The organism is Geodermatophilus sp. URMC 62, from assembly GCF_052931475.1.
Window position 1 is genome coordinate 1,893,603 of sequence record NZ_JBRFHY010000001.1, and the last position, 23,443, is coordinate 1,917,045.

The window sequence follows — 23,443 nt, forward strand, 5'->3', positions numbered from 1 at the left end:
TACGGTCGGCGGGGTGAGCGCACCCGCCCCCGGACCGGGCGTCCGGCACGTCTCGCTGCGCAGCGGCGTCTACGCCGACTCGGTGCGGCTGATGCAGGTCAGCCGCGACGTCGGCACCCGCGACGGCGTCACCGCCGTCCTCGTCGCCATGGCCACGCCGCTCAACGTGGAGCTGGCCGCGGGCATGGGCCTGGCGCCCGGCGACGACGCCTCGCCCGAGCAGCTGCTCGTCGGGATCGCCGCCGTCGACGACGACGCGCTGGCCGCCGCGGTGGCCGCCGTCGACACCGCGCTCGCCGCGCGGGAGCGCTCCCGCGCTCCGGCCGACGCGCAGCCGGCCCGCACCGTCGGCGCCGCCCTCGGCGACCAGGACGGCGCCGCCCTCGCCGTCGTCAGCGTGCCGGGGCCCTACGCGGCGCTCGAGGCCGCCGACGCGGTCGCCGCCGGCCGCAGCGTGCTGGTCTTCTCCGACGGCGTGCCGGTCGAGCAGGAGGTCGCGCTCAAGCGGGCCGCGCGGCGGGCCGGCGTCCTGGTCATGGGTCCCGACTGCGGGACGGCGATCGTCTCCGGCGTGGCGCTCGGCTTCGCCAACGTCGTCCGCCGCGGCCCGGTCGGCGTGGTCGCGGCCTCGGGCACCGGCGCGCAGCAGGTGTCCTGCCTGCTCGACGCGGCCGGCGTCGGGGTCTCGCACGTCCTCGGCGTCGGCGGCCGCGACCTGTCGGAGGCCGTCGGCGGGCTGGCCACGCTCGACGCGCTGGCGGCGCTGGACGCCGACCCCGCCACCGAGCACGTGCTCGTCGTCTCCAAGCCGCCGGCGCCGTCGGTCGCCGAGGTGGTGGCCGGGGCGGCGGCCCGGCTGTCGACGCCGGTCCGCTCGGCGGTGCTGGGCGCCGGGACGCCGGACCTCACCGCCGCCGTCGAGGCGCTGCTGGCCGACCTGGGGGTGGCCTCCCCGCGGTGGCCCGCCCGGCCGGGGAGCGGGACGGCGGCACCCGGCGCCGTCCTCAAGGGCTTCTACTCCGGCGGCACGCTGGCCGACGAGGCGATGCTGCTGGCCGCGCCGGTGCTCGGCGACGTCCGGTCCAACACCCCGCTGCGGCCCGACCTCGGCTTCGTCGTCGACCCATCCGCCCCGGACCTGTCCGCCCCCGGGCACGTGGTCGTCGACTTCGGCGACGACGCGCTCACCGTCGGCCGCGCGCACCCGATGATCGACCCGACGCTGCGGCTGGAGGCGATCAGCCGGCTGGCCGCGTCGGGCGAGCCGGCGGTGCTGCTGCTCGACGTCGTCCTCGGCCACGGTGCCGACCCCGACCCCGCCGCCGCCCTGGCGCCGGCCATCGCCGCGGCGAGCCTGCCGGCGGTCGTCGCGCTGGTCGGCACCGAGGCCGACCCGCAGGGCTGGAGCCGCCAGGCCGACGCCCTCGCCGCGGCCGGAGCCGCCGTCTTCGCCTCCAACGCGCAGGCCACCCGGCACGCGCTCGACCTGCTGGGAGCCGTGCGATGACCCTGCTGGGAGGCCAGCCGGCCGTCGTCGCCGCCGGGGTCGACGTCTTCTCCGCCGCGCTGCGCGCGCAGGGCGCGCAGGTGACCGACGTCGACTGGCGGCCGCCGGCCTTCGGCGATCCGGCCGACCTCGCCGCGCTGGCGCTGGACCCGCGCCGCGCCGCGGCCAACCGGACGGCGGTCGAGCGGGTGCTGGCCGCCGGGTCGCACCTGGTCGACGTCCGGCCCGCCCGGGAGACGCTGGGGCTGACCGGCCGGACCCTGCTGCACTCGGGGCCGCCGCTGACCTGGGAGGCCGCGTCGGGTCCGATGCGCGGCGCGCTGGTCGGCGCCTGCCTGTTCGAGGGCTGGGCGCCGACGGTCGAGGACGCCGAGGCGCTGCTGGCCTCCGGCGGCGTGACGCTCGACCCGTGCCACCACCACGCGGCCGTGGGCCCGATGGCCGGGGTGACCAGCCCGTCGATGTGGACCTGGTGCCTGGAGGACCCGGTCTCCGGCGGCCGCGCGTACTGCAACCTCAACGAGGGCCTGGGCAAGGTGCTGCGCATGGGTGCCTTCGGCGAGGAGGTGCTCACCCGGCTGGCCTGGATGCGCGACGTCCTCGGGCCGGTGCTGCAGGCCGCCGTGCGGTCGATGCCGGAGCCGCTGGACGTCAAGGCGGTGCTCGCGCAGATGCTGCAGATGGGCGACGAGGGGCACAACCGCAACCGCGCCGGCTCGCTGATGACCCTGCGCGACCTCGCACCGGCGATCGTGGCCGTCGACGCGCCGTCGGCCGACGTCGCCGCCGTCCTGCGGTTCATCGGCGGCAACGAGCACTTCTTCCTCAACCTCGGCATGCCGACGGCGAAGCTGGCGATGGACGCCGCCCGCGGCGTCCCCGGCTCGACGATGGTCACGGTGCTCAGCCGCAACGGCACGGAGTTCGGCGTGCAGACCGCCGGCACCGGCGACCGCTGGTTCACCGGCCCCGCGCAGACCCCGGTCGGACTCTTCCTCGGCGACTACGGCCCCGAGGACGCCAACCCCGACATCGGCGACTCGGCGATCATGGAGACCTACGGCGTCGGCGGGTTCGCGATGGCCGCGGCACCGGCGATCGTGCGGTTCATCGGGGGCACCGTGCCCGACGCGCTGGCCACCACCGAGCGGATGTACCAGCTCACCCTGGCCGAGAACCCGGCGATGGCGATCCCGGTGCTCGGCTTCCGCGGCGCACCGACCGGCATCGACGTGCTGTCGGTGGCACGCACGGGGTGGCTGCCGCAGATCAACACCGGGATGGCCGGACGGGTGGCCGGCACCGGCCAGGTCGGCGCGGGCCTGGTGCAGCCGCCGCGGGAGTGCTTCGAGCAGGCGCTGGCCGCGCTGGCGCAGGAGGCCCGCACCGCGCCCTGAGCGACCCGCGAGATCTGCACAGTGGTGGTCATCGGGGCGCTGATCGCCACCACTGTGCAGATCTCGCGGGGAGGCTCAGGGCTCCAGCACGCCCAGGTCGTCGGCGAAGGTCAGCTGTGCGGCGGTGGCGCCCTGCAGGTCCTCCCGGGTCAGCCCGGCGACCATCTCCCGCACGCAGAAGCCCCCGGGCGTGACGTCGAGGACGGCGAGGTCGGTGTAGACGCGGTCGACCACGCCGGCCGCCGTCAGCGGGTAGGTGCAGCGCGGCAGCAGCTTCGGCTGACCGGACCGCGTGGTGTGCGTCGTCAGCACCAGCACCCGCTTCGCGCCGACCGCGAGGTCCATCGCGCCGCCGACCGCCGGCGGGTGGCTGGCGTCGTCGGTGGCCCAGTTGGCCAGGTCGCCGGTCTCCGACACCTGGAAGGCGCCGAGCACGGTGACGTCGACGTGCCCGCCGCGCATCATCAGGAACGCGTCGGTGTGGTGGAAGAACGCCCCGCCGGGCAGCAGGGTCACCGGCTGCTTGCCGGCGTTGATCAGCTCGGGGTCCTCCCGGCCGGGTGCGGGGGCCGGGCCCATCCCGAGGATGCCGTTCTCCGAGTGGTAGACGACCTCCTTGTCAGCGCCGACGCAGTCGGCCACCAGCGTCGGCAGGCCGATGCCGAGGTTGACGTAGGCGCCGTCGGGGATGTCGCGGGCGATCCGCCGGGCGACGTCCCGCGCGTCCAGCCTCACGCCGCCGCCACCCGGACGACGCGGTCGACGAAGATCCCCGGCGTCACGATCGCCTCCGGGTCCAGCTCCCCGAGTTCCACGAACTCGTCGACCTGGACGACGGTGAGCGCGGCGGCCGCGGCCATCGTCGGGCCGAAGTTCCGCGCCGCCGTCCGGTAGACCAGGTTGCCCCAGCGGTCGGCGCGGGCGGCCTTGACGAACGCCACGTCACCGGGCAGGGGCTCCTCGAACACGTGCCGCCGTCCGCCGATCACCCGCACCTCCTTGCCCTCGGCCAGCAGGCTGTCGGCGCCGGTGGGCGTGAAGAACCCGCCCAGGCCGGCCGCCGCGGCCCGCATCCGCTCGCTGAGCGTGCCCTGCGGCACCAGCTCCAGCTCCACCTCACCGGCCCGCCAGCGCTCCTCGAACCAGACCGACCCGGCCGAGCGCGGGTACGAGCACACGATCTTCCGCACCCGCCGCTCGCGCAGCAGCGCCGCGACGTCGGTCTCGCCGGACCCGGCGTTGTTCGTGACGACGGTGAGGTCGGTGGTGCCCTGGTCGAGCAGCGCGTGCACCAGCTCCACCGGGACGCCGGAGGCGCCGAACCCGCCGACGAGCACGGTGGCGCCGTCCTCGATGCCCGCGACCGCGTCGACCAGCGACGCGACCCGCTTGTCGATCACCCGCACCCTCCGAGCTGCCGTTGCCGTGCCCCGCACGCTAACCCGGTGGCGCGGGAACGGTCCGCCCGTCAGGCTGCCGCCCCGTGTGGACGACGACCGCGGTGGGCGGGGAGGACGGTCCCGACGAGGAACACCTCCGGCGGATGGGGGCGCCGGAGAACGAGCTCCCGGTGGCGCTGCCGGTCAACGCCCTGCTCGCGCGCACCGGTGACGCCGCGGTCGCCCTGACCGGGCTGCAGGTCTACTCCACCGGCGTCGCGATGACCCTGGCCGTCCGGGTGCGCGAGGCCCCGGCGTCCGCGCGCGGCCTGTCGGAGCTCGTCTTCGGGCCCGGGCAGGCCGGACTGCTGATCGGGGTGGAGCTGGCCGACGGCCGCCGGGTCGCCGGCGAGGGCCTGCCGGGCAACGACCCCGACCTGGTCTGGCAGCCCGGGTCGGGGTCGGCCGGGGACCGCACCGCCGACCAGGAGTGGTGGCTGTCCCCGCTGCCACCCCACGGCCCGCTGACCGTCGTCGTCCGCTGCCCGGAGCTCGGCATCGAGGAGACGGCGACGCGGCTGGACGGGACGGCGATCCGGGCGGCCGCCGCGGGCGTCGTCGAACTGTGGCCGTGGACCCCGCCGGCACCGTGGGGCGAGGAGCCCCCGCCGCCGCTCGACCTGCCGCCGGGGTCCTGGTTCCGCGGCGCGTGAGGGACGACGACGTCGTCCGCCGGAGCAAGCGGCTGTCCTACGTGCTGCGCCACGCGCCCGGCAGCGTCGGGCTCGCCCTCGACGCGGCCGGCTGGGCCGACGTCGCGGCCCTGCTGGCCGCGCTGGGCTGGACGCGGGAGCAGCTCGACCGCGTCGTCGCGGGCAACGACAAGCGGCGCTTCGCCTTCGACGACACCGGCACCCGCATCCGGGCCAGCCAGGGGCACAGCGTCGCCGTCGACCTCGGGTACGCCGCGCAGGACCCGCCGGCGGTCCTCTTCCACGGCACGGTCGAGCGGGTCCTGCCGGCGATCGAGGCCGAGGGGCTGCGGCCGGGGCGCCGGCACGCGGTGCACCTGAGCCCGGACGCCGAGACGGCCCGCCGGGTGGGCGCGCGGCGGGGCCGGCCGGTCGTCCTCCGGGTGGACGCCGCGGGCATGGCGCGCGACGGCGCCGTCTTCACCCGCTCGGCGAACGGGGTGTGGCTGGTCGACGCCGTCCCGCCGCGCTACCTGCGCCGGACCTGACCGGCCAGCCAGTCGGCGAACTGCGTCGCGACGATCCGCTGGTCGTGCACGCCGGCCGCGGCGGGGGAGCACAGCCAGCGGATCGGCGCGGCCACCACCTCGGGCGGGAGCAGCGCCGCGCGGTGCTCGGCGGGCAGGTCGTCGGGGATCATCCCGGTCGCCGTCGCCCCGCCCGGCAGCAGGACGTTCACCGTGACCGGGCTGCCGGTGAGGTCGGCGGCCATGATCCGCGACAGCGCCTCCGCCCCGGCCCGGGCCGGCCCGTAGGGCACGAACCCCCTCCGGTTCATCGTCGAGTGGTTCATCGAGACGTTCACGACGCGGCCGCCGCCGGCGGCGAGCAGCCGGGGCACCACCTCGCGTGCCACGAGGAAGTAGCCGGTCAGGTCGGTCGCCACCAGGTCGCGGAACCCGTCGGGGGAGACGGCCCAGAACGGCTGGGGGTCGGACAGGAACCGCGGGTTGACCGTGCGCATCCCGATCCCGGCGTTGTTGACCAGGACGTCGAGCCCGCCGAGGACGCCGAACGTCTCCTCCACCCCGCGCGCGACCGAGCCCTCGTCGCGGACGTCCATCCCGATCCCCGCCGCGCCCGGGCCCAGCCGCTCGGCCGCCGCCCGTGCCCGGTCGCCGTCCCGGCCGGTCACCGCCACCCGCGCCCCGGCGTCGAGGAGGGCCGCGGCCATCGCCGCGCCCAGTCCGCTCGTGCCGCCGGTCACCAGCACCCGGACGCCGTCGGCCCGTGCCCCGTCCTCGCCCATGCCGCCATGCAACACCGGCCCGGCGGCGCCGGCAGCGCTCAGCGGGCCCCGGTCGCCGTGCCGGGCAGGCGGACGGCGAGCACCGCGACGTCGTCGTGCCCGGTGCCGGACAGCTCGGCGAGCAGCCCGTCGCACAGCTCGTCCAGCGGCGCCGGTGCCCGCCGGCGCAGCTCCTCGACCAGCCACGTGCTGCCCTCGTCCAGCGACCGGTCCCGCCGCTCGACGAGGCCGTCGGTGTAGAGCAGCAGCGTGTCGCCGGGCCGCAGCCGCAGCGTCGCGTCGGTGCGGCGGACGCCGGGCTCGACCCCCAGCAGCCGCTCGGGGGTGCGCTCGAGCAGGCGGACCGTCCCGTCCCGGCCGACCAGCGCCGGCGGAGGGTGGCCGGCGTTCGACCAGCACAGGTCCGCGCCGTCCCCGGCGGGGGTGAGGACGGCCACGACCGCGGTGACCAGGGTGGGCCCGGCGAGGTGCGCCATCGCCCGGTCCAGCGCGTCGAGCACCTGGGCCGGCGAGGAGGTGGAGACGGCGACTGCCCGCAGCATGCCGCGGACCTCGGCCATCGCGGCCGCGGCCCGGGCGTCGTGGCCGGCGACGTCCCCGATGACCAGCGCCGTCGCGCCGCCGGCCGCGGGGAAGGCGTCGTACCAGTCGCCGCCGATCCGCGCCCCGCGGACCGCCGGGAGGTAGCGCGCGACGGTCTGCGAGTGCGGCACCTGCGGCGGTGGGCCGAGCAGGTGCCGCTGCAGCGCCGTGGCGGCCTCGAGGGCCCCGCGGGCCGTCGCGGCCTGGGCGCTCGTGCGGGCCAGCTCGGCCTCCCGGCGCACCCGCAGCGCGCACGCGGCCTCGGCCAGCAGGCCGGCCACGGCCACCGCGGCCAGCCGGACGGTCTGTGCGGGGACGGCCGCGGCGGTGTACTGCTCGTCGTAGACGCCGAGCAGCGCCGCGGTCAGCAGTGCCACCGCGCCGTAGGTGGCGGTCGCCCGCCGGCCGGTGAGGCTGGCGGCCACCAGCGGCGCGATGGCCACGAGGCCCAGCAGCACCTGGCCGCGGCCCACGACGACGTCGAGCACGACGACGAGGACCAGCAGGCCCGCGGGCAGCACGTGCGCCCGGATCGACCTGTCCACCGCCCTGTCCACCGCCGCAGCCCCCGCTCGCCGCCGCCCGGCCGGTGCGGGCGTGCCGACCCCAGGGTCCGCGACCGACCCCCGGATCGCAGGGCTACGCGGTCACCCGGGCGTGCCGTCGGCACGGCGCCGTCCGACGACTGGGCCGACGCCGAGGCCTACCGCGTCCACGACCTCGACGAGGAGCACGACCGCATCCGCCGGGAGCTGTTCGACCCGTACCGCGCGCAGATCGCCCGCGTCCAGTTCGAGACCTGACCGCAGGTCGGCGGGGCGCCTCTTCCCAGTGAGCAGTCGCGGCCGCCGGGGACGGCGTGTCGGCGCGTGTCGCCGACCGCAACTGCGCACTCGGCCGACGGCCCGCGGCTACTGGGCCCGGATGATCGCCGCGACCGGGCCGCCACCCGACGGGCCCTGGTGCACCGCGGCCACCGACACGAACACCGCCGGGTCGCCGGTCACCGAGGCCGCCACCCCGCCGACGGTCGCCTTGATCTGCCGGTGCCAGAAGACGTCGGAGTCGTCGAGCATCGCGTTGCGCCGGCCACGCACGTAGCCGGTCGGGTCGGCCTCGCACTTGAGGAAGACGTTGACCAGCCGGTCGCCGAGGTCGGAGGGGTGCGGCCGCTCGGGCAGCTCGAGGCCGGCGTCGCGGATGGCGTTCCAGATGCCGTCCTGGTCCAGCGCGTCGCGCATCACCGAGTGGCCGATCCGGTAGACCCCGCCGTGCCCGCGCGCGTTGCCGACGACGACGATCTGCGCCCGGTCGAGCTCCACGCCCGACGAGCACGAGGCGACGGCGCTGAACAGGGACAGGTCGCGCATGACCTGCTCCTGGCGCGGCATCTCGATCTCGCCCAGCGCGACCGCGATGCCCAGCGCCGTCGTCCCGTTGGACAGGTCCATCGAGCCGTGCGGCTCGTCGTAGTAGGTGTCCTTGCCGCGGGCCTTGGCGTCGCGGATGGTCTCGATGGTCAGCAGCGGCGTCTTGGTCTGCACGTAGTGGACGTCGGCGGGGTCGGTGATCCCGGCGGCCGCCATCGCCCGGCGCACCCCCGCGGCGACCTTCTCCACCATCGCCAGGCGGCCGATGTCCTCGGGCAGCAGCACCTCGCTCATCGCGTAGCCCACCGTCAGCCGCGGCTCGTCGGTCTTCTCGACGGCGTCCTCGGGCAGCGTCGCGAAGACCGTCGCGTGCGGGCTGATCACGCCGTCGGTCCCGCCCGACCACACGATCGGGATCTCCCCGACCTCCTCCTTGCTGCGCGTGCCCTTCTCCAGCAGCACCTCGCGGAAGGCGCGGTCGGCGATGATCCGCGTGTAGTCGTTGACCCCGCCGTTGCCCTCGGTCTTGCCGATGACGGCGACGACCCGGTCGGCCTCGATGACGCCGTCGTCGACGAGCTTCACCAGCTCGGAGGCGTCGCTGACGTTGTGCAGCGGGACCTTGCGGACCTCGATCGGTGCGGGCACGTGTTCCTTCTTCCTATCGGGCGGTGAGCACGGTGCCGACGGCGTCACCGGTGACGGCCTCGGCGATGTTCTCCAGCGAGGTGACGACGGCGCGCGAGCCGCCTCCCTCGACGAAGCGGAGGACGGCGTCGACCTTCGGGCCCATGCTGCCGCGGGCGAACTGGCCGTCGTGGGCGTGCGCGCGGAGCTCCGCCACCGTGACGCGGCCGAGCGGGCGCTGGGAGGCCGTTCCGAAGTCCACCATCACGTTCGGGACGTCGGTGGCGATCACCAGGGTGTCGGCGTCCAGGTCGCGCGCCAGGACGGCGGCGGTGAGGTCCTTGTCGACGACGGCCTCGACACCGCGCAGGGCGTTGCCGTCGCAGCCGTCGTCGGACACCGGGATGCCGCCGCCACCGGCGCACACGACGACGAAGCCGGCCGAGGCGAGGGGCGTGGATCGCGGGGGAGTCGACCACCGACAGCGGTTCCGGGGAGGCGACGACCCGCCGCCAGCCCCGCGGGCCGCGGTCCTCCCAGACCTGCCCGAGGGAGACGAACCGTTCGGCCTGCTCGCGCGGGAGGAAGCGACCCACCGGCTTGGACGGGGTGGCGAACCCGGGGTCGCCGGCGTCGACGAGGGTGCGGGTCACCAGGGCGGCCGTGCGCTGCGCCAGCCCCCGGGCGGCCAGGGCGGCGTCGAGCTCGTCGGCGAGGGTGAAGCCGATGGTCGCCTGCGTCTGGGCGACGTTCCAGTCCAACGGCACCGGCGGCACGACGTGCGCGGCGAGCTCGTTCTTGACCAGCAGGTTGCCCACCTGCGGCCCGTTGCCGTGGGTGAGCACGACCTCGACCCCCGCGACGACGACCTCGGCGACGTGACCGGCGGCGACGGCGAGGGCCGCACGTTGGGCGCCGGGCGTGGCCGACCCGTCGGGGCCGGTCATCGCGTTGCCGCCCAGGGCGATCACGGCGCGGCGGGAGGTCACCCGGCGCACCGTAGCAGGAGATCTCTCAGCGCTGAAGTACCCGGCGGGATCAGCGCAGCGGGCCGGGTGGGCCGTCGTTCCCGAGCGGCCGCTGGGCGAACGCGACGTCGTGCCAGCGGCCGTCCTTCCAGCCCACCCCCCGGAAGATCCCGACCGGCTCGAACCCCAGGGCGCGGTGGAACGCCTCGCTGGCCGGGTTGGGCAGCGTCACCCCGGCGACCGCCACCCGGTACCCGCGGTCGGCCAGGCGCGCCAGCAGCGCCTCGTACAGCGCTCGCCCGCCGCCGCCGCGCCGCCGTCCGGCCTCCAGGTACACGCTCACCTCGCACGTCCACTGCCATGCCGTCCGCGTCCGGAACGGGCCGCCGTAGGCGTAGCCGACGACGCCACCGCCCTCCTCGAGCACCAGCCAGGCGTGCGACTGCTGCGCGACGGTGATCCGGCGGGCCATCTCCGCGGGCGGAGGCGGCTCGGCCTCGAAGCTGACCGCGGTGCCGGTGACGTAGGGCGCGTAGACCGCCGCGCAGGCCCCGGCGTCGTCGGCCGTGGCGTCGCGGACGGTCGCCGCCACGTCAGCGGAGCCAGAAGTCGAAGCGGTCCCGCCCGGGCCGGAAGCCGGCCGCCTCCACGACGTCGACGGCGAGGTCGAAGCGCTGGCCCACCGCGGCCGACTGGTGGGCGTCGCTGCCGAAGCTGACCGCCTCGCCGCCCTCCTCGCGGAACCAGCGCACCTGGTCGGCCGAGGCCAGCGGGCTGCTGGTGTTCACCTCGAGGGCCCGGCCGGTCCCGGCCAGCGCGCGGAACACCGCCCGGTACTCCTCCTCGTAGTCCTTCTCCACGTACCGGTGCGAGCCGCCGGGCCAGTACCGCCGCGGGAAGTCCACGTGTGCGAGCACCTGGAAGACGTCGCTGCTCTCCACCATGTCGACGACCTCGGCCAGGTAGCGGCGCATCGTGCCGTCGGCGTCGGTGTAGAGCAGCTGCCCGACGCCGTAGAGCCGGCCGTCCTCGTACAGCGAGTGCAGCGAGCCGAGGACCCGGTCCACCGGGGCGTCGCGCAGGTGCGCGGCGACGCTGGCGGAGAACAGGTGCGGCTCGCCGGCCTCCACGCCCGACCAGATGCGCAGCTCGGGGAAGCGCTCCCGCACCTCGGCGAGCTCGGCCCAGTACCCCTCGGTGTCGATCGGCTGGTGGCGGGAGGCGTGCCGGTCGACCAGGCCCAGCGTCGTCGCCCGGTCGTCGGGCCCCCAGACGGTGAAGTCGAGGTGCTCGGTGAAGGCGATCGCCGGCAGCCCCTGGGCGACGGCCCGCTCGCACGCGCGGGCCATCGTCACCGAGCTGGGGGTGTCCCACGACCACCCGGTGTGCACGTGGTTGTCCGGCGGCCGCATCGTCCCCAGTCTGCCCGTCGTCCCCGGCTCCCGCTCGGACGGACCCGGCTGTCGGCGGCCGCACCTACTGTCGGGACCCATGAGCACCGCCGCGCCGCCGTCCGCGCCCGTGACCGTCGAGGCGCTCGCCGTCCTGCGCGAGCTGACCGGCCGGCCCGACGCGGGGTTCCGCGAGGGCCAGGACGCCGCCGTCGCCGCGCTGGTCGAGCGCTCCGAGCGCGCGCTGGTCGTGCAGCGCACCGGGTGGGGCAAGTCGGCGGTCTACTTCGTCTCCACCGCGCTGCTGCGCCGGCGGGGCGCCGGCCCCACGCTGCTGGTCAGCCCGCTGCTGGCGCTCATGCGCGACCAGGTGGCCGCCGCCGCCCGCGCCGGCATCCGCGCGGTGGAGATCTCCAGCGCCAACGCCACCGAGTGGGACGACGTCGCCGCGCGGCTGGCCGCCGACGACGTCGACGTCCTGCTCGTCTCGCCCGAGCGGCTGACCAACCCGCGCTTCCGCGAGGAGCAGCTGCCCGGGCTGGTCGCCCGCTGCGGGCTGCTCGTCGTCGACGAGGCGCACTGCGTCTCCGACTGGGGCCACGACTTCCGCCCCGACTACCGCCGCATCCGCGATCTGCTGGGCACCCTCCCGGCCGGCACCCCGGTCCTGGCGACGACGGCCACCGCCAACGAGCGCGTGGTCGCCGACGTCGCCGAGCAGCTGGGGGCCGGTGGCGTCGAGGTGACCACCGTCCGCGGGCCGCTGGCGCGCGACTCCCTGCGCCTGGGCGTCCTCCGCCTGCCCACCGACCGCGCGCGGCTGGCCTGGCTGGCCGCCCACCTCGGCGACCTGCCGGGCAGCGGCATCGTCTACACGCTCACCGTCTCCGCGGCCGAGGAGACGGCGGCGCTGCTGCGCGACGCCGGGCACGAGGTGCGCGCCTACACCGGCCGCCTCGACGACGCCGACCGCAAGGACGCCGAGGAGGCGCTGCGGGAGAACCGGGTCAAGGCCCTGGTGGCCACCTCGGCGCTGGGCATGGGCTTCGACAAGCCCGACCTCGGCTTCGTCGTCCACCTGGGGGCGCCGTCCTCGCCGGTCAGCTACTACCAGCAGGTGGGCCGCGCCGGCCGCGCCGTCGAGCACGCCGACGTGCTGCTGCTCCCCGGCCCGGAGGACCTCGCCATCTGGCAGTGGTTCGCCACCTCCTCGATGCCGCGGGAGGACCACGCGGCCGCCGTCCTCTCCGCGATGGCCGACGGGAGGGCGTGGTCGGTGGCCCGGCTGGAGACGGTGGCCGACGTCCGCCGCTCCCGGCTGGAGCTGCTGCTCAAGGTGCTCGCCGTCGACGGCGCGGTGGAGCGGGTGCAGGGCGGCTGGCGGTCCACCGGGCGGCCGTGGGTCTACGACGCCGACCGCTACGCCCGCGTCGCCCGGACCCGCGAGGCCGAGCAGCGGGCGATGGTCGAGTACGCGCGACCGGTCGACGAGGCGCGCTGCCGCATGGCGTTCCTCCAGGAGGCGCTCGACGACCCGACCGCCGCGCCGTGCGGCCGTTGCGACGTCTGCGCCGGCCCCTGGTACCCGACCGAGGTCCCCGCGGGTGCCGCTGAGGCCGCCTCCGCCGCCCTCGACCGCCCCGGCGTGGAGCTCGCGCCCCGCGCCCAGTGGCCCACCGGCGCCGACCGCCTCGGTGTCTCGGTCAAGGGGAAGATCGCGCCCGCCGAGCAGCTCGACCCCGGCCGCGCCGTCGCCCGGCTCACCGACCTCGGCTGGGGCCAGCGGCTGCGCACCCTGCTCGGCGACGACGGCGTCGGCGGCACGGTCACCCTCGACCTGGAGGCGCCCGGCATCGAGGAGGACCCGGACGCCGCCTTCGACAGCAAGGACCCCGCTGCCCCCCACGACTCGCAGGCTCGCCGTGGGCCCCTGCAGCGGGGCCGCGACGTCCCGCCGGAGGAGGACCTGCTGCGCGCCTGCGGGCGGGTGCTCGGGGCCTGGGACTGGGCCGAGCGACCGGCCGCCGTGGTCGCGGTGCCGTCGCGGCGCCGTCCCCGGCTGGTGACCGGCGTGGCGCAGGGGCTGGCGCGGCTGGGCCGGCTGCCCTACCTGGGCGAGCTGTCGCTCGCGCACGGCGGGCCGACCGGCGGCCCCGGCGGCAACAGCGCCTTCCGGCTGGCGGGCGTGTGGCAGCGGATCGTCGTCGGCCCGGAGCTGCGGGCGCGCCTCGACGAGCTCGGCTCCGTCCCGGTGCTGCTGGTCGACGACCTCGCCGACTCCCGCTGGACGATGACCGTGGCCGGCCGGGAGTTGCGGCTGGCCGGCGCCTCCCGCGTCCTGCCCTTCGCGCTCGCACTGACGGCGTAGGACTCGTACACCTGTTCGACCCCGCGTAGTCTGCCGCCATGTCGCTCGCCCACCAGCCGTCGATGTTCGACGTCGCCGAGGAGGCCACGCTCACGCCGCTGGCGGCGACCCGTCACCGGCTCGGCCGTGGCGCGTGGGTCGACCACCTGCCCGGCTGGGTCGCGGGGTCCGACGAGGTCCTCGAGGTGCTCCTCGGTGACATCGGCTGGCGGGCCGACCGTCGGCAGATGTACGACCGGGAGGTGGCCGTCCCCCGCCTGCTGCGCTGGTACGGACGCGGCGAGGTGCTGCCCCACCCGCTCCTCACCGAGGCCCGCGCCGCACTCGACGCCCACTACGCGCCCGAGCTCGGCGAGCCCTTCGTCACCGCCGGGATGTGCCTCTACCGGGACGGCCGGGACAGCGTGGCGTGGCACGGCGACCGCCTGGGTCGCAGCCGGACCCAGGACACCATGGTCGCCATCGTCTCCTTCGGATCCCCGCGACCGCTGCTGCTCCGGCCGGTCGGTGGCGGCGACGCTGCGCTTCCCATTGGGGCACGGCGACCTGGTCGTCATGGGCGGCTCCTGCCAGCGGACCTGGGAGCACTGCATCCCCAAGACGGCGCAGCCGGTCGGCGCGCGGGTGAGCGTCCAGTTCCGCCCCGCCGGCGTCGCGTGAGGTGACACGGACCCCCGTGCACGACCCCTCCGAGGGCGTGTATGGTCGTTCCTGCACCTCGCGAGAACGGACCGGGCCGCCAGCCTGGTCAACCGCCGGGAGGGTCCTCGAGGCCCGACTGCTGCGGAGCGGGTGTACAGTGAGGACACCGCCTCGAACGAAGGCCGAAAGGCCGGGGTACGAGCGCGTCCGCTCCTTGAGAACTCAACAGCGTGCCGAAAGTCAGTGCCAAGTAGTAACCCCGTCCTGGGCCTTGTGTGGTCTGGGTGGGATTCCTTTGGTTGATTGATCGAGATCTGTCAGGTCTCGGTTCTCGGCCTGGTGTCAAGCATCTACGGAGAGTTTGATCCTGGCTCAGGACGAACGCTGGCGGCGTGCTTAACACATGCAAGTCGAACGCTGAACCATCTTCGGGTGGGGATGAGTGGCGAACGGGTGAGTAACACGTGGGCAACCTGCCCCCGGCTCTGGGATAACTCCAAGAAATTGGGGCTAATACCGGATGTCCTCTGCTGGCCGCATGGTCTGGTGGTGGAAAGGGTTTCCGGCTGGGGATGGGCCCGCGGCCTATCAGCTTGTTGGTGGGGTAGTGGCCTACCAAGGCGACGACGGGTAGCCGGCCTGAGAGGGTGACCGGCCACACTGGGACTGAGACACGGCCCAGACTCCTACGGGAGGCAGCAGTGGGGAATATTGCGCAATGGGCGGAAGCCTGACGCAGCGACGCCGCGTGGGGGATGACGGCCTTCGGGTTGTAAACCTCTTTCAGCTCCGACGAAGCGAACAGTGACGGTAGGAGCAGAAGAAGCACCGGCCAACTACGTGCCAGCAGCCGCGGTAATACGTAGGGTGCAAGCGTTGTCCGGAATTATTGGGCGTAAAGAGCTCGTAGGCGGTCTGTTGCGTCGGCTGTGAAAACCCGGAGCTCAACTCCGGGCCTGCAGTCGATACGGGCAGACTCGAGTGTTGCAGGGGAGACTGGAATTCCTGGTGTAGCGGTGAAATGCGCAGATATCAGGAGGAACACCGGTGGCGAAGGCGGGTCTCTGGGCAACAACTGACGCTGAGGAGCGAAAGCGTGGGGAGCGAACAGGATTAGATACCCTGGTAGTCCACGCCGTAAACGTTGGGCGCTAGGTGTGGGGGCCATTCCACGGTCTCCGTGCCGCAGCTAACGCATTAAGCGCCCCGCCTGGGGAGTACGGCCGCAAGGCTAAAACTCAAAGGAATTGACGGGGGCCCGCACAAGCGGCGGAGCATGTTGCTTAATTCGATGCAACGCGAAGAACCTTACCTAGGCTTGACATGCGCGGAAATCTCGCAGAGATGCGGGGTGCCTTTGGCGTCGTGCACAGGTGGTGCATGGTTGTCGTCAGCTCGTGTCGTGAGATGTTGGGTTAAGTCCCGCAACGAGCGCAACCCTCGTTCCATGTTGCCAGCACGTGATGGTGGGGACTCATGGGAGACTGCCGGGGTCAACTCGGAGGAAGGTGGGGATGACGTCAAATCATCATGCCCCTTATGTCTAGGGCTGCAAACATGCTACAATGGCCGGTACAAAGGGCTGCGATACCGTGAGGTGGAGCGAATCCCAAAAAGCCGGTCTCAGTTCGGATTGGGGTCTGCAACTCGACCCCATGAAGTTGGAGTCGCTAGTAATCGCAGATCAGCAACGCTGCGGTGAATACGTTCCCGGGCCTTGTACACACCGCCCGTCACGTCACGAAAGTCGGTAACGCCCGAAGCCGGTGGCCCAACCCCTTGTGGGAGGGAGCCGTCGAAGGCGGGATCGGCGATTGGGACGAAGTCGTAACAAGGTAGCCGTACCGGAAGGTGCGGCTGGATCACCTCCTTTCTAAGGAGCACCTCGCTCGGCGGACACGGTCCGTCGGGTGCAGAGCTGTACGCGGGTCGTGACGGTTGCCCACTACCGGGTGGCCGCGGGTGCTCGTGACAGTGCTCGAGGGTGGAACGCTGACCAGTTCGGCCGGCAGCTGCTGCTGCTCCTAGTACGGCGTCATCCTTCGGGGTGGCGTGGGGAACGGGGTGACAGGGGTGGATCCGGTCGTAGGCACGCTGTTGGGTCCTGAGGGAGCGGGCCCGTCTGTCGTGGGTGTGAGTCCGCGGCGGTGGGGGGTTGTTGTCTCTGTCCGGGCCTTCCTGGTCTCAGACCGGCCGAGTGTTCTCGGTGCTGGTGGGGTCGTGTGGGGGGTGCGCGGGTTGGTCGTTGAGAACTGCACAGTGGACGTGAGCATCTTTTGATCTCTGTGTTGCAGATCTCTGTGTTGCAGAGTGTTTGTTTGCAGGGTGTTTGCTTGTAGGTGTCCCGCCCCCGGCGTGGCTGTCTTCTTCGGGAGGGGTCGTGTGTGGGGGTGGGTTGTGTGTGGTCAAGATGTTGAGGGCACACGGTGGATGCCTGGGCACCAGGAGCCGATGAAGGACGTGGGAGGCTGCGATATGCCTCGGGGAGCTGCCAACCGAGCGTTGATCCGAGGGTGTCCGAATGGGGGAACCCCGCACCAGTCATGTGGTGTGACCCGCGCCTGAACACATAGGGCGTGTGGAGGGAACGTGGGGAAGTGAAACATCTCAGTACCCACAGGAAGAGAAAACAACCGTGATTCCGTGAGTAGTGGCGAGCGAAAGCGGATGAGGCTAAACCGAGGGCATGTGATAGCCGGCAGGCGTTGTGTCGTCGGGGTCGTGGGACAGTCGTGTCGCCTCTGCCGGGGTGGCGGGGAGTGAGAAAGCGGTCGGGTTAGCCGAAGGCCTCTGGAAGGGGTCGCCGTAGAGGGTGAGAGCCCCGTAGGTGAAAGCCTGTCGTCTCCTTGTTTCTGTATCCCAAGTAGCACCGAGCCCGTGGAATTCGGTGTGAATCTGGCGGGACCACCCGCTAAGCCTGAATACTCCCTGGTGACCGATAGCGGACGAGTACCGTGAGGGAAAGGTGAAAAGTACCCCGGGAGGGGAGTGAAATAGTACCTGAAACCGTGTGCCTACAAGCCGTGAGAGCCGTGAATCCGCGCGTCGTGTGTGGGCGGTGATTGCGTGCCTTTTGAAGAATGAGCCTGCGAGTTAGTGGTGCGTGGCGAGGTTAACCCGTGGGGGGTAGCCGTAGCGAAAGCGAGTCCGAACAGGGCGGTTGTAGTCGCGTGTCCTAGACCCGAAGCCGAGTGATCTACCCATGGCCAGGTTGAAGCGCGGGTAAGACCGCGTGGAGGACCGAACCCACCAGGGTTGAAAACCTGGGGGATGAGCTGTGGGTAGGGGTGAAAGGCCAATCAAACTCGGTGATAGCTGGTTCTCCCCGAAATGCATTTAGGTGCAGCGTCGTGTGTTTCTTGCCGGAGGTAGAGCACTGGATGGCTGATGGGCCCCACAAGGTTACTGACGTCAACCAAACTCCGAATGCCGGTAAGTGAGAGCGCGGCAGTGAGACTGCGGGCGATAAGGTTCGTAGTCGAGAGGGAAACAGCCCAGATCATCGGCTAAGGCCCCTAAGCGTGTGCTAAGTGGAAAAGGATGTGGGATCGCAGTGACAACCAGGAGGTTGGCTTAGAAGCAGCCATCCTTGAAAGAGTGCGTAATAGCTCACTGGTCAAGTGGTTCCGCGCCGACAATGTAGCGGGGCTCAAGCACACCGCCGAAGCCGTGGCACTTCCATGTATGCCCGCCGGTTCCCTTCGTGGGGCCGGCCAGGTGTGGGGGTGGGTAGGGGAGCGTCGTGTGGCGGGGGAAGCGGCGGAGGGATCCAGCCGTGGACGCCATGCGAGTGAGAATGCAGGCATGAGTAGCGAGAGGGGAGTGAGAACCTCCCCCGCCGGAAGACCAAGGGTTCCTGGGCCAGGCTAATCCGCCCAGGGTGAGTCGGGACCTAAGGCGAGGCCGACAGGCGTAGTCGATGGACAACGGGTTGATATTCCCGTACCCGCGAAGGAACGCCCATGCTGGACCCAGCGATGCTGACCCACCGAAACCGGTGGCTCGTCTTCGGACGGGTCGCTGGGAGTAGCTGGGGACCCGGACTGGTAGTAGGCAAGCGATGGGGTGACGCAGGAAGGTAGTCGGGCCGGTGAGTGGTAGTACCGGTGCAAGGGTGTGGCCCGTGTCATAGGCAAATCCGTGGCACATGCAGGGTGAGGCCTGACGCATAGCCGAGTGAGGCGAATCCGATGATCCTATGCTGTCGAGAAAAGCCTCTAGCGAGTTCCGAGCGGCCCGTACCCCAAACCAACTCAGGTGGTCAGGTAGAGAATACCGAGGCGATCGAGCGAACTGTGGTTAAGGAACTCGGCAAAATGCCCCCGTAACTTCGGGAGAAGGGGGACCGGTGTCCGTGAACCGCCGTGCGCGGGGCAGCGGCTGCCGGTCGCAGAGACCAGTGAGAAGCGACTGTTTACTAAAAACACAGGTCCGTGCGAAGTCGTAAGACGATGTATACGGACTGACGCCTGCCCGGTGCTGGAACGTTAAGGGGACGGGTTAGTGCGCTTCGGTGTGCGAAGCTCAGAACTCAAGCGCCAGTAAACGGCGGTGGTAACTATAACCATCCTAAGGTAGCGAAATTCCTTGTCGGGTAAGTTCCGACCTGCACGAATGGCGTAACGACTTCTCAGCTGTCTCAACCACAGGCTCGGCGAAATTGCACTACGAGTAAAGATGCTCGTTACGCGCGGCAGGACGGAAAGACCCCGGGACCTTCACTACAGCTTGATATTGGTGTTCGGTTCGGCTTGTGTAGGATAGGTGGGAGACTGTGAAGCGGGCACGCCAGTGTTCGTGGAGTCGCCGTTGAAATACCACTCTGGTCGAATTGGATGTCTAACCTGGGTCCGTGATCCGGATCAGGAACAGTGTCAGGTGGGTAGTTTAACTGGGGCGGTTGCCTCCCAAAGGGTAACGGAGGCGCCCAAAGGTTCCCTCAGCCTGGTTGGCAATCAGGTGTCGAGTGCAAGTGCACAAGGGAGCTTGACTGTGAGACCGACGGGTCGAGCAGGAGCGAAAGCTGGGACTAGTGACCCGGCACCGGCAGGTGGAAGCGGTGTCGCTCAACGGATAAAAGGTACCCCGGGGATAACAGGCTGATCTTCCCCAAGAGTCCATATCGACGGGATGGTTTGGCACCTCGATGTCGGCTCGTCGCATCCTGGGGCTGGAGTAGGTCCCAAGGGTTGGGCTGTTCGCCCATTAAAGCGGTACGCGAGCTGGGTTTAGAACGTCGTGAGACAGTTCGGTCCCTATCCGCCGTGCGCGTAAGAGACTTGAGAAGAGCTGTCCCTAGTACGAGAGGACCGGGACGGACGAACCTCTGGTGTGCCAGTTGTACCGCCAGGTGCACTGCTGGTTGGCTACGTTCGGCAGGGATAACCGCTGAAAGCATCTAAGCGGGAAGCTCGCTTCGAGATGAGGTCTCTCACCCAGTGAATGGGGTAAGGCCCCCGCCCAGACCAGCGGGTTGATAGGCCGGAAGTGGAAGCACCGCAAGGTGTGGAGCTGACCGGTACTAACAGGCCGAGGGCTTGACCACAACACCCCTCCTGTCAAGTAACAAAAGTGTGTTTCGCGTCCACTGTGCGGTTCTGAACGCACCCAACCCGCCCCACCCCCGCCGCATGGGGGTGTGGTCGGAGGGTTGGTGTATGTTCACAGTGTTACGGCGGTCATGGCGAGAGGGAAACGCCCGGTCCCATTCCGAACCCGGAAGCTAAGCCTCTCAGCGCCGATGGTACTGCCCTGGAGACGGGGTGGGAGAGTAGGACACCGCCGGACAACCATTCCCAGGAAGGGCCTCCACCAGCAGGTGGGGGCCCTTCCTGCATTCCGCGGCATCGGTGGCGTCCTTCCGGCGGCGCGCCGGCAGCACGACCACGACCGGGCCCCGGTTCCGTGGCCACGGAACTGGGGCCCAGTCGCGCATGGCGACGGTCGTACGGGTCAGGGGACGACCCGGCGGAGGCCGGCGAAGGACAACGCCGCCGTCGCCAGCGCCAGGACCGCCGGGAGGGCGACCGCCAGCGTCACCATCGACTGCTCCAGCACCCAGGTCCCGAGGTCGTCCCAGGCGTGCCGCCAGGAGATCAGGATCGCCAGGCCGCCGAGGAGGACGATCGTCGCCACCGCGAGGCTCCAGAGGCCGGGCGCGCCCCACCGCTTCATGACCACGCCGATGGCGACGCCGATGAAGGCGGCGGCGAGCATCGGGGCTCCGGAGACGACGACCTGCAGGGCGGCGTTGTCGACGTCGAACGGTCCGGGGGACCAGAAGGCCAGCCGGACACCCCACCCACCGGTGGCGTCCTCGACGGCGGTCAGGACCGAGAGCGCGAGGCCGTAGGCCAGGGCCGTCACCGCGGCGGTGAGCGCGGTGCCGAGGTAGAACGTGCGCCGGCTCAGGCTCATCCCCATCGCGAAGGGCATCAGCTGGGTCACCGACTGGACGTAGATGACCAGCACCGTGACGTAGAGCGAGACGACGCCCCCGGTGAAGCCACCGTGCGGCTGGTCCGAGGCGGCGGTGAAGGCCCAGACCGGCAGGTTGATGACGAAGCTGAGCAGGGCGATCCCCCACGGGATGCCGATCGTCTGCAGCGGGTTCATCAGGTGCAGGCGCGCTGCAGCCACGACACGGTTCATCGGGTGGCCTCCTGTCGGTGGTCGGAGCGAGTGGCGGTGCTGCGGGCCGCCGGTGCAGCGGCCGGTGCGCAGCGCGTGGTCAGGGCGACGACGAGCTGCTGCAGGGGCGTGCGTTCCGCCGTCAGCCCGACGGGGAGGTCGGTCGGGTCGACCGGCCGGCGGAGGCGCACGATCGCCCGGCTGGAGCCGCCGAGGGTGTCGGTGGAGAGGAGCTCGTGCTCCTGGGCCAGTGCCGCGACCGGGTCCGCCGGCCCGGTGACCGTGAGCGCGGTGGCACGCAGGCCGTCGGCGTCGTCGTCCAGCAGGACCCGGCCGGCGTCCAGGAGCAGGACGTGCTCGAGCAGGCCGCTGATCTCCTCGATGAGGTGCGTGGAGAGGACGACGGTGCGTGGGTTCTCGGCGTAGTCGGCGAGCAGCCGGTCGTAGAACAGCTGCCGCGCGACGGCGTCCAGGCCCAGGTAGGGCTCGTCGAAGAGCGTGACCGGTGCCCGCGAGGCCAGCCCGATGGTGATGCCGACCGCCGACACCATGCCGCGGGACAGCTTCTTGACCGGGCGCCGGGGCGGCAGGTCGAAGTCGGCGACCAGCGAGCGGGCCAGGTCCTCGTCCCACCCGGGGAACAGCGTGGCCGCCGCCGCGAGGGCGTCGCGCACCCGGAAGTGGTCGGGGTAGCGCTGCCCCTCCTTGACGAAGCAGACGCGCCGCAGGACGTCGTCGTTCTCGTAGGGTGCGGCACCGAACACCCGCACCTGGCCGCGGGTGGGTACCCGGTGGCCGGTGAGCAGTTGCAGGAGCGTCGTCTTGCCGGCGCCGTTGCGGCCGAGCAGGCCGGTGATGCCGTCCCGCTCGATCGAGGCGGTGACGCCGTCGAGGGCCGTGTGCTCCCGGAAGTGCACGGTGACGTCGGTGAGCGTGGCGGCGGCGGTCATCGCTCGTCCTCCCAGCGGTCGATCATCGTGGCGAGCTCGTGGACGGAGATGCCGAGCTTCTGCGCCTCGGCCATCAGGGGGCGGACGTACTGGTCGGCGAACTCGCTGCGCCGCCGCTTGAGCAGCTGCTCGCGGGCGCCGGTGGCGACGAACATCCCGACTCCTCGTCTCTTGTAGAGGACCCCGTCGGCCACCAGCTGGTTGAGCCCCTTGGCCGCCGTGGCGGGGTTGATGCGGTGGAAGGCGCTGAGCTCGTTGGACGAGGGCGCCTGGCTCTCCTCGGGGAGGGAGCCGTCGACGATCGCGTTCTCGATCTGCGCGGCGACCTGCCGGAAGATCGGGCCGGCGTCCTCGTTCACCAGGAGTCCTGGGTCCTACCAGGGCCGTCCCGGTCTCTGGGTTCACTACTCATGTAATGAACCGTAGAGGTGCCTGGTCCGCGCCGTCAACGGGTCTACGGTGACGCCGTGGACGACGCCGTCAGCCCCTTCGCCGTCGACGTGCCGCCCGAGGCCGTCGCGGACCTCCGCCGCCGGCTGCTCGGCACGCGGTGGCCGGAGGAGGCGACGGTCGGGGACTGGTCCCAGGGCGTCCCGGTGGACTGGCTCCGCGAGGTCTGCCGGTACTGGGCCGAGGAGCACGACTGGGCGGCCGCGCAGGCGCGGCTCAACGCCTTCCCGCAGGTCACGACGGTGGTCGACGGAGTGGCGGTGCACCTGCTGCACGTCCGCTCGCCGCACGAGGGCGCCCTGCCGCTGGTGATGACCCACGGCTGGCCCGGCTCGGTGCTCGAGTTCCTGGAGGTCATCGGTCCGCTGACCGAGCCCGAGGACCCGCGGGACGCCTTCTCCGTCGTCGTCCCCTCGCTGCCCGGCTACGGGTGGAGCGGGAAGCCCGACGCCCCCGGCTGGGGGCCGGGGCGGACCGCCGACGCCTGGGCGGAGGTGATGCGCCGGCTCGGGTACGAGCGCTTCGGCGCGCAGGGCGGGGACATCGGGTCGTTCGTGTCGGCCAACCTGGGTGCCCGGCACCCCGACCGGGTGGTCGGGGTGCACCTCAACATGGTGGTGACCGGCCCGCCCGAGGGGCAGACGGAGTTCGACGAGCGCGAGCAGCGGGCGCTGGAGCGGCTGCGGGTGTTCCGGACCGACGGCTCGGCCTACAGCCACCAGCACCGCACCCGCCCGCAGACCCTCGGCTACGGGCTCACCGACTCCCCCGCCGGCCAGGCCGCCTGGATCCTGGAGAAGTTCCACGCCTGGACCGACTGCGACGGCGACCCGGTGGCCGCCCTCGGCATCGACCGGCTCCTCGACGACGTCTCCGTGTACTGGTTCACCGGGACGGCGACGTCGTCGGCGCGGATGTACTGGGAGATGGCGCGGGCACCGGAGGAGCGCGCGCCGCAGGTGGACGTGCCCACCGGTGTCTCGGTCTTCCCGCACGAGATCTTCCAGCCGCCGCGGGCGTGGGTGGAGCGGCAGCTCACCGACCTGCGCGCCTGGCGCGAGCACGACAGCGGCGGCCACTTCGCGGCGATGGAGCGGCCGGCGGAGCTGGTGGCCGACGTCCGGGAGTTCTTCCGCCCGCTGCGGTAACGGCCGCGACACATCCGCCGGTTAGCGTCCGGA

Annotated in this window: 18 protein-coding genes and 3 rRNA genes; 10 read left to right on the forward strand and 11 right to left on the reverse strand. The window is 72.0% G+C overall.

The genetic code is table 11. The features are described 5' to 3' along the window. The first annotated feature begins 13 nt into the window (after nt 1–13). Both ACU616_RS09095 and ACU616_RS09100 read left to right on the forward strand, forming a co-directional pair. Nucleotides 14–1,507 carry an FdrA family protein gene (locus ACU616_RS09095; protein ID WP_446758150.1) on the forward strand — a complete coding sequence of 498 codons (1,494 nt, stop codon included), beginning with the start codon at nt 14–16 and terminating at the stop codon, nt 1,505–1,507. Further along, nucleotides 1,504–2,904, forward strand: a complete 1,401-nt coding sequence (locus ACU616_RS09100) for a DUF1116 domain-containing protein (protein ID WP_446758151.1) — start codon at nt 1,504–1,506, stop codon at nt 2,902–2,904. The genes ACU616_RS09095 and ACU616_RS09100 overlap by 4 nt, the downstream gene beginning before the upstream one ends. A 75-nt stretch (nt 2,905–2,979) precedes the next feature. On the opposite strand, the gene ACU616_RS09105 is transcribed toward ACU616_RS09100, so the two are convergent. After that, entirely contained in the window at nt 2,980–3,639 is a 660-nt protein-coding gene (locus tag ACU616_RS09105) for a 3-oxoacid CoA-transferase subunit B (RefSeq protein ID WP_446758152.1), read from the reverse strand. Continuing rightward, nucleotides 3,636–4,304: a 3-oxoacid CoA-transferase subunit A gene (locus ACU616_RS09110; protein WP_446758153.1), complete on the reverse strand. Its 669-nt coding sequence runs from the start codon at nt 4,302–4,304 to the stop codon at nt 3,636–3,638. The genes ACU616_RS09105 and ACU616_RS09110 overlap by 4 nt, the downstream gene beginning before the upstream one ends. 83 nt (nt 4,305–4,387) lie before the next feature. Between ACU616_RS09110 and ACU616_RS09115 the strand changes: the two genes are divergently transcribed. Then, a complete protein-coding gene (locus tag ACU616_RS09115; RefSeq protein ID WP_446758154.1) occupies nt 4,388–4,996 on the forward strand; it encodes a hypothetical protein in 609 nt (202 codons plus the stop codon). Continuing rightward, a complete protein-coding gene (locus tag ACU616_RS09120) occupies nt 4,993–5,523 on the forward strand; it encodes an RNA 2'-phosphotransferase (RefSeq protein WP_446758155.1) in 531 nt (176 codons plus the stop codon). Before ACU616_RS09115 ends, ACU616_RS09120 begins: the two co-directional genes overlap by 4 nt. On the opposite strand, the gene ACU616_RS09125 is transcribed toward ACU616_RS09120, so the two are convergent. The 6 genes from ACU616_RS09125 to ACU616_RS09150 form a co-directional block, all read right to left on the reverse strand. Then, nucleotides 5,505–6,284 carry an SDR family NAD(P)-dependent oxidoreductase gene (locus tag ACU616_RS09125; protein WP_446758156.1) on the reverse strand — a complete coding sequence of 260 codons (780 nt, stop codon included), beginning with the start codon at nt 6,282–6,284 and terminating at the stop codon, nt 5,505–5,507. The genes ACU616_RS09120 and ACU616_RS09125 overlap by 19 nt on opposite strands. Nucleotides 6,285–6,322: 38 nt before the next feature. Beyond that, a complete protein-coding gene (locus tag ACU616_RS09130) occupies nt 6,323–7,411 on the reverse strand; it encodes a PP2C family protein-serine/threonine phosphatase (protein WP_446758157.1) in 1,089 nt (362 codons plus the stop codon). A 366-nt stretch (nt 7,412–7,777) separates the two neighbouring features. After that, complete coding sequence (gene atzD, locus ACU616_RS09135) at nt 7,778–8,884, reverse strand: cyanuric acid amidohydrolase (protein WP_446758158.1); 1,107 nt, start codon at nt 8,882–8,884, stop codon at nt 7,778–7,780. Between the two features lie 13 nt (nt 8,885–8,897). Then, on the reverse strand, nt 8,898–9,290 hold the full coding sequence (locus tag ACU616_RS09140) for an amino acid kinase family protein (protein ID WP_446758159.1): 393 nt from the start codon (nt 9,288–9,290) through the stop codon (nt 8,898–8,900). A gap of 611 nt (nt 9,291–9,901) precedes the next feature. Further along, a complete protein-coding gene (locus tag ACU616_RS09145; protein ID WP_446758160.1) occupies nt 9,902–10,423 on the reverse strand; it encodes an N-acetyltransferase family protein in 522 nt (173 codons plus the stop codon). A 1-nt stretch (nt 10,424) separates the two neighbouring features. Beyond that, entirely contained in the window at nt 10,425–11,243 is an 819-nt protein-coding gene (locus ACU616_RS09150; protein WP_446758161.1) for a PHP domain-containing protein, read from the reverse strand. Nucleotides 11,244–11,322: 79 nt separating this feature from the next. Here ACU616_RS09150 and ACU616_RS09155 point away from each other — a divergent pair, with 79 nt between their 5' ends. From ACU616_RS09155 to rrf, 5 genes are all read left to right on the forward strand, one after another. Continuing rightward, complete coding sequence (locus ACU616_RS09155) at nt 11,323–13,590, forward strand: DEAD/DEAH box helicase (RefSeq protein ID WP_446758162.1); 2,268 nt, start codon at nt 11,323–11,325, stop codon at nt 13,588–13,590. 38 nt (nt 13,591–13,628) lie between these two features. Then, on the forward strand, nt 13,629–14,255 hold the full coding sequence (locus ACU616_RS09160) for an alpha-ketoglutarate-dependent dioxygenase AlkB (protein WP_446758163.1): 627 nt from the start codon (nt 13,629–13,631) through the stop codon (nt 14,253–14,255). A gap of 326 nt (nt 14,256–14,581) precedes the next feature. Continuing rightward, nucleotides 14,582–16,105: ribosomal RNA gene (locus ACU616_RS09165) — 16S ribosomal RNA — on the forward strand. Between the two features lie 530 nt (nt 16,106–16,635). Continuing rightward, nucleotides 16,636–19,777, forward strand: a 23S ribosomal RNA gene (locus ACU616_RS09170). A 125-nt stretch (nt 19,778–19,902) separates the two neighbouring features. Next, a 5S ribosomal RNA gene (gene rrf / locus ACU616_RS09175) occupies nt 19,903–20,019 on the forward strand. The 16S, 23S and 5S rRNA genes sit together here, the layout of an rRNA operon. 165 nt (nt 20,020–20,184) lie before the next feature. Here the strand turns inward: rrf and ACU616_RS09180 are convergent. The 3 genes from ACU616_RS09180 to ACU616_RS09190 are packed head-to-tail and all read right to left on the reverse strand — an operon-like array spanning nt 20,185 to nt 22,171. Then, nucleotides 20,185–20,883, reverse strand: coding sequence for a hypothetical protein (locus ACU616_RS09180; protein WP_446758164.1), 699 nt, complete (start codon nt 20,881–20,883; stop codon nt 20,185–20,187). Beyond that, nucleotides 20,880–21,812, reverse strand: a complete 933-nt coding sequence (locus ACU616_RS09185) for an ABC transporter ATP-binding protein (protein ID WP_446758165.1) — start codon at nt 21,810–21,812, stop codon at nt 20,880–20,882. Before ACU616_RS09185 ends, ACU616_RS09180 begins: the two co-directional genes overlap by 4 nt. Further along, nucleotides 21,809–22,171, reverse strand: a complete 363-nt coding sequence (locus ACU616_RS09190) for a GntR family transcriptional regulator (protein WP_446758166.1) — start codon at nt 22,169–22,171, stop codon at nt 21,809–21,811. Before ACU616_RS09190 ends, ACU616_RS09185 begins: the two co-directional genes overlap by 4 nt. Before the next feature lie 108 nt (nt 22,172–22,279). On the opposite strand from ACU616_RS09190, the gene ACU616_RS09195 reads away from it, so the two are divergent. Further along, nucleotides 22,280–23,410, forward strand: a complete 1,131-nt coding sequence (locus ACU616_RS09195; RefSeq protein WP_446758167.1) for an epoxide hydrolase family protein — start codon at nt 22,280–22,282, stop codon at nt 23,408–23,410. The last annotated feature ends 33 nt before the right edge of the window (nt 23,411–23,443 follow it).

Excerpts from the sequence above, each read along its gene's own strand:
- ACU616_RS09100 (WP_446758151.1), top strand. The coding sequence starts at position 1,504 with ATGACCCTGCTGGGAGGCCAGCCGGCCGTCGTCGCCGCCGGGGTCGAC.
- ACU616_RS09160 (WP_446758163.1), top strand. The coding sequence starts at position 13,629 with ATGTCGCTCGCCCACCAGCCGTCGATGTTCGACGTCGCCGAGGAGGCC.
- ACU616_RS09150 (WP_446758161.1), bottom strand. The coding sequence starts at position 11,243 with ATGCGGCCGCCGGACAACCACGTGCACACCGGGTGGTCGTGGGACACC.
- ACU616_RS09185 (WP_446758165.1), bottom strand. The coding sequence starts at position 21,812 with ATGACCGCCGCCGCCACGCTCACCGACGTCACCGTGCACTTCCGGGAG.
- ACU616_RS09180 (WP_446758164.1), bottom strand. The coding sequence starts at position 20,883 with ATGAACCGTGTCGTGGCTGCAGCGCGCCTGCACCTGATGAACCCGCTG.
- ACU616_RS09125 (WP_446758156.1), bottom strand. The coding sequence starts at position 6,284 with ATGGGCGAGGACGGGGCACGGGCCGACGGCGTCCGGGTGCTGGTGACC.
- ACU616_RS09155 (WP_446758162.1), top strand. The coding sequence starts at position 11,323 with ATGAGCACCGCCGCGCCGCCGTCCGCGCCCGTGACCGTCGAGGCGCTC.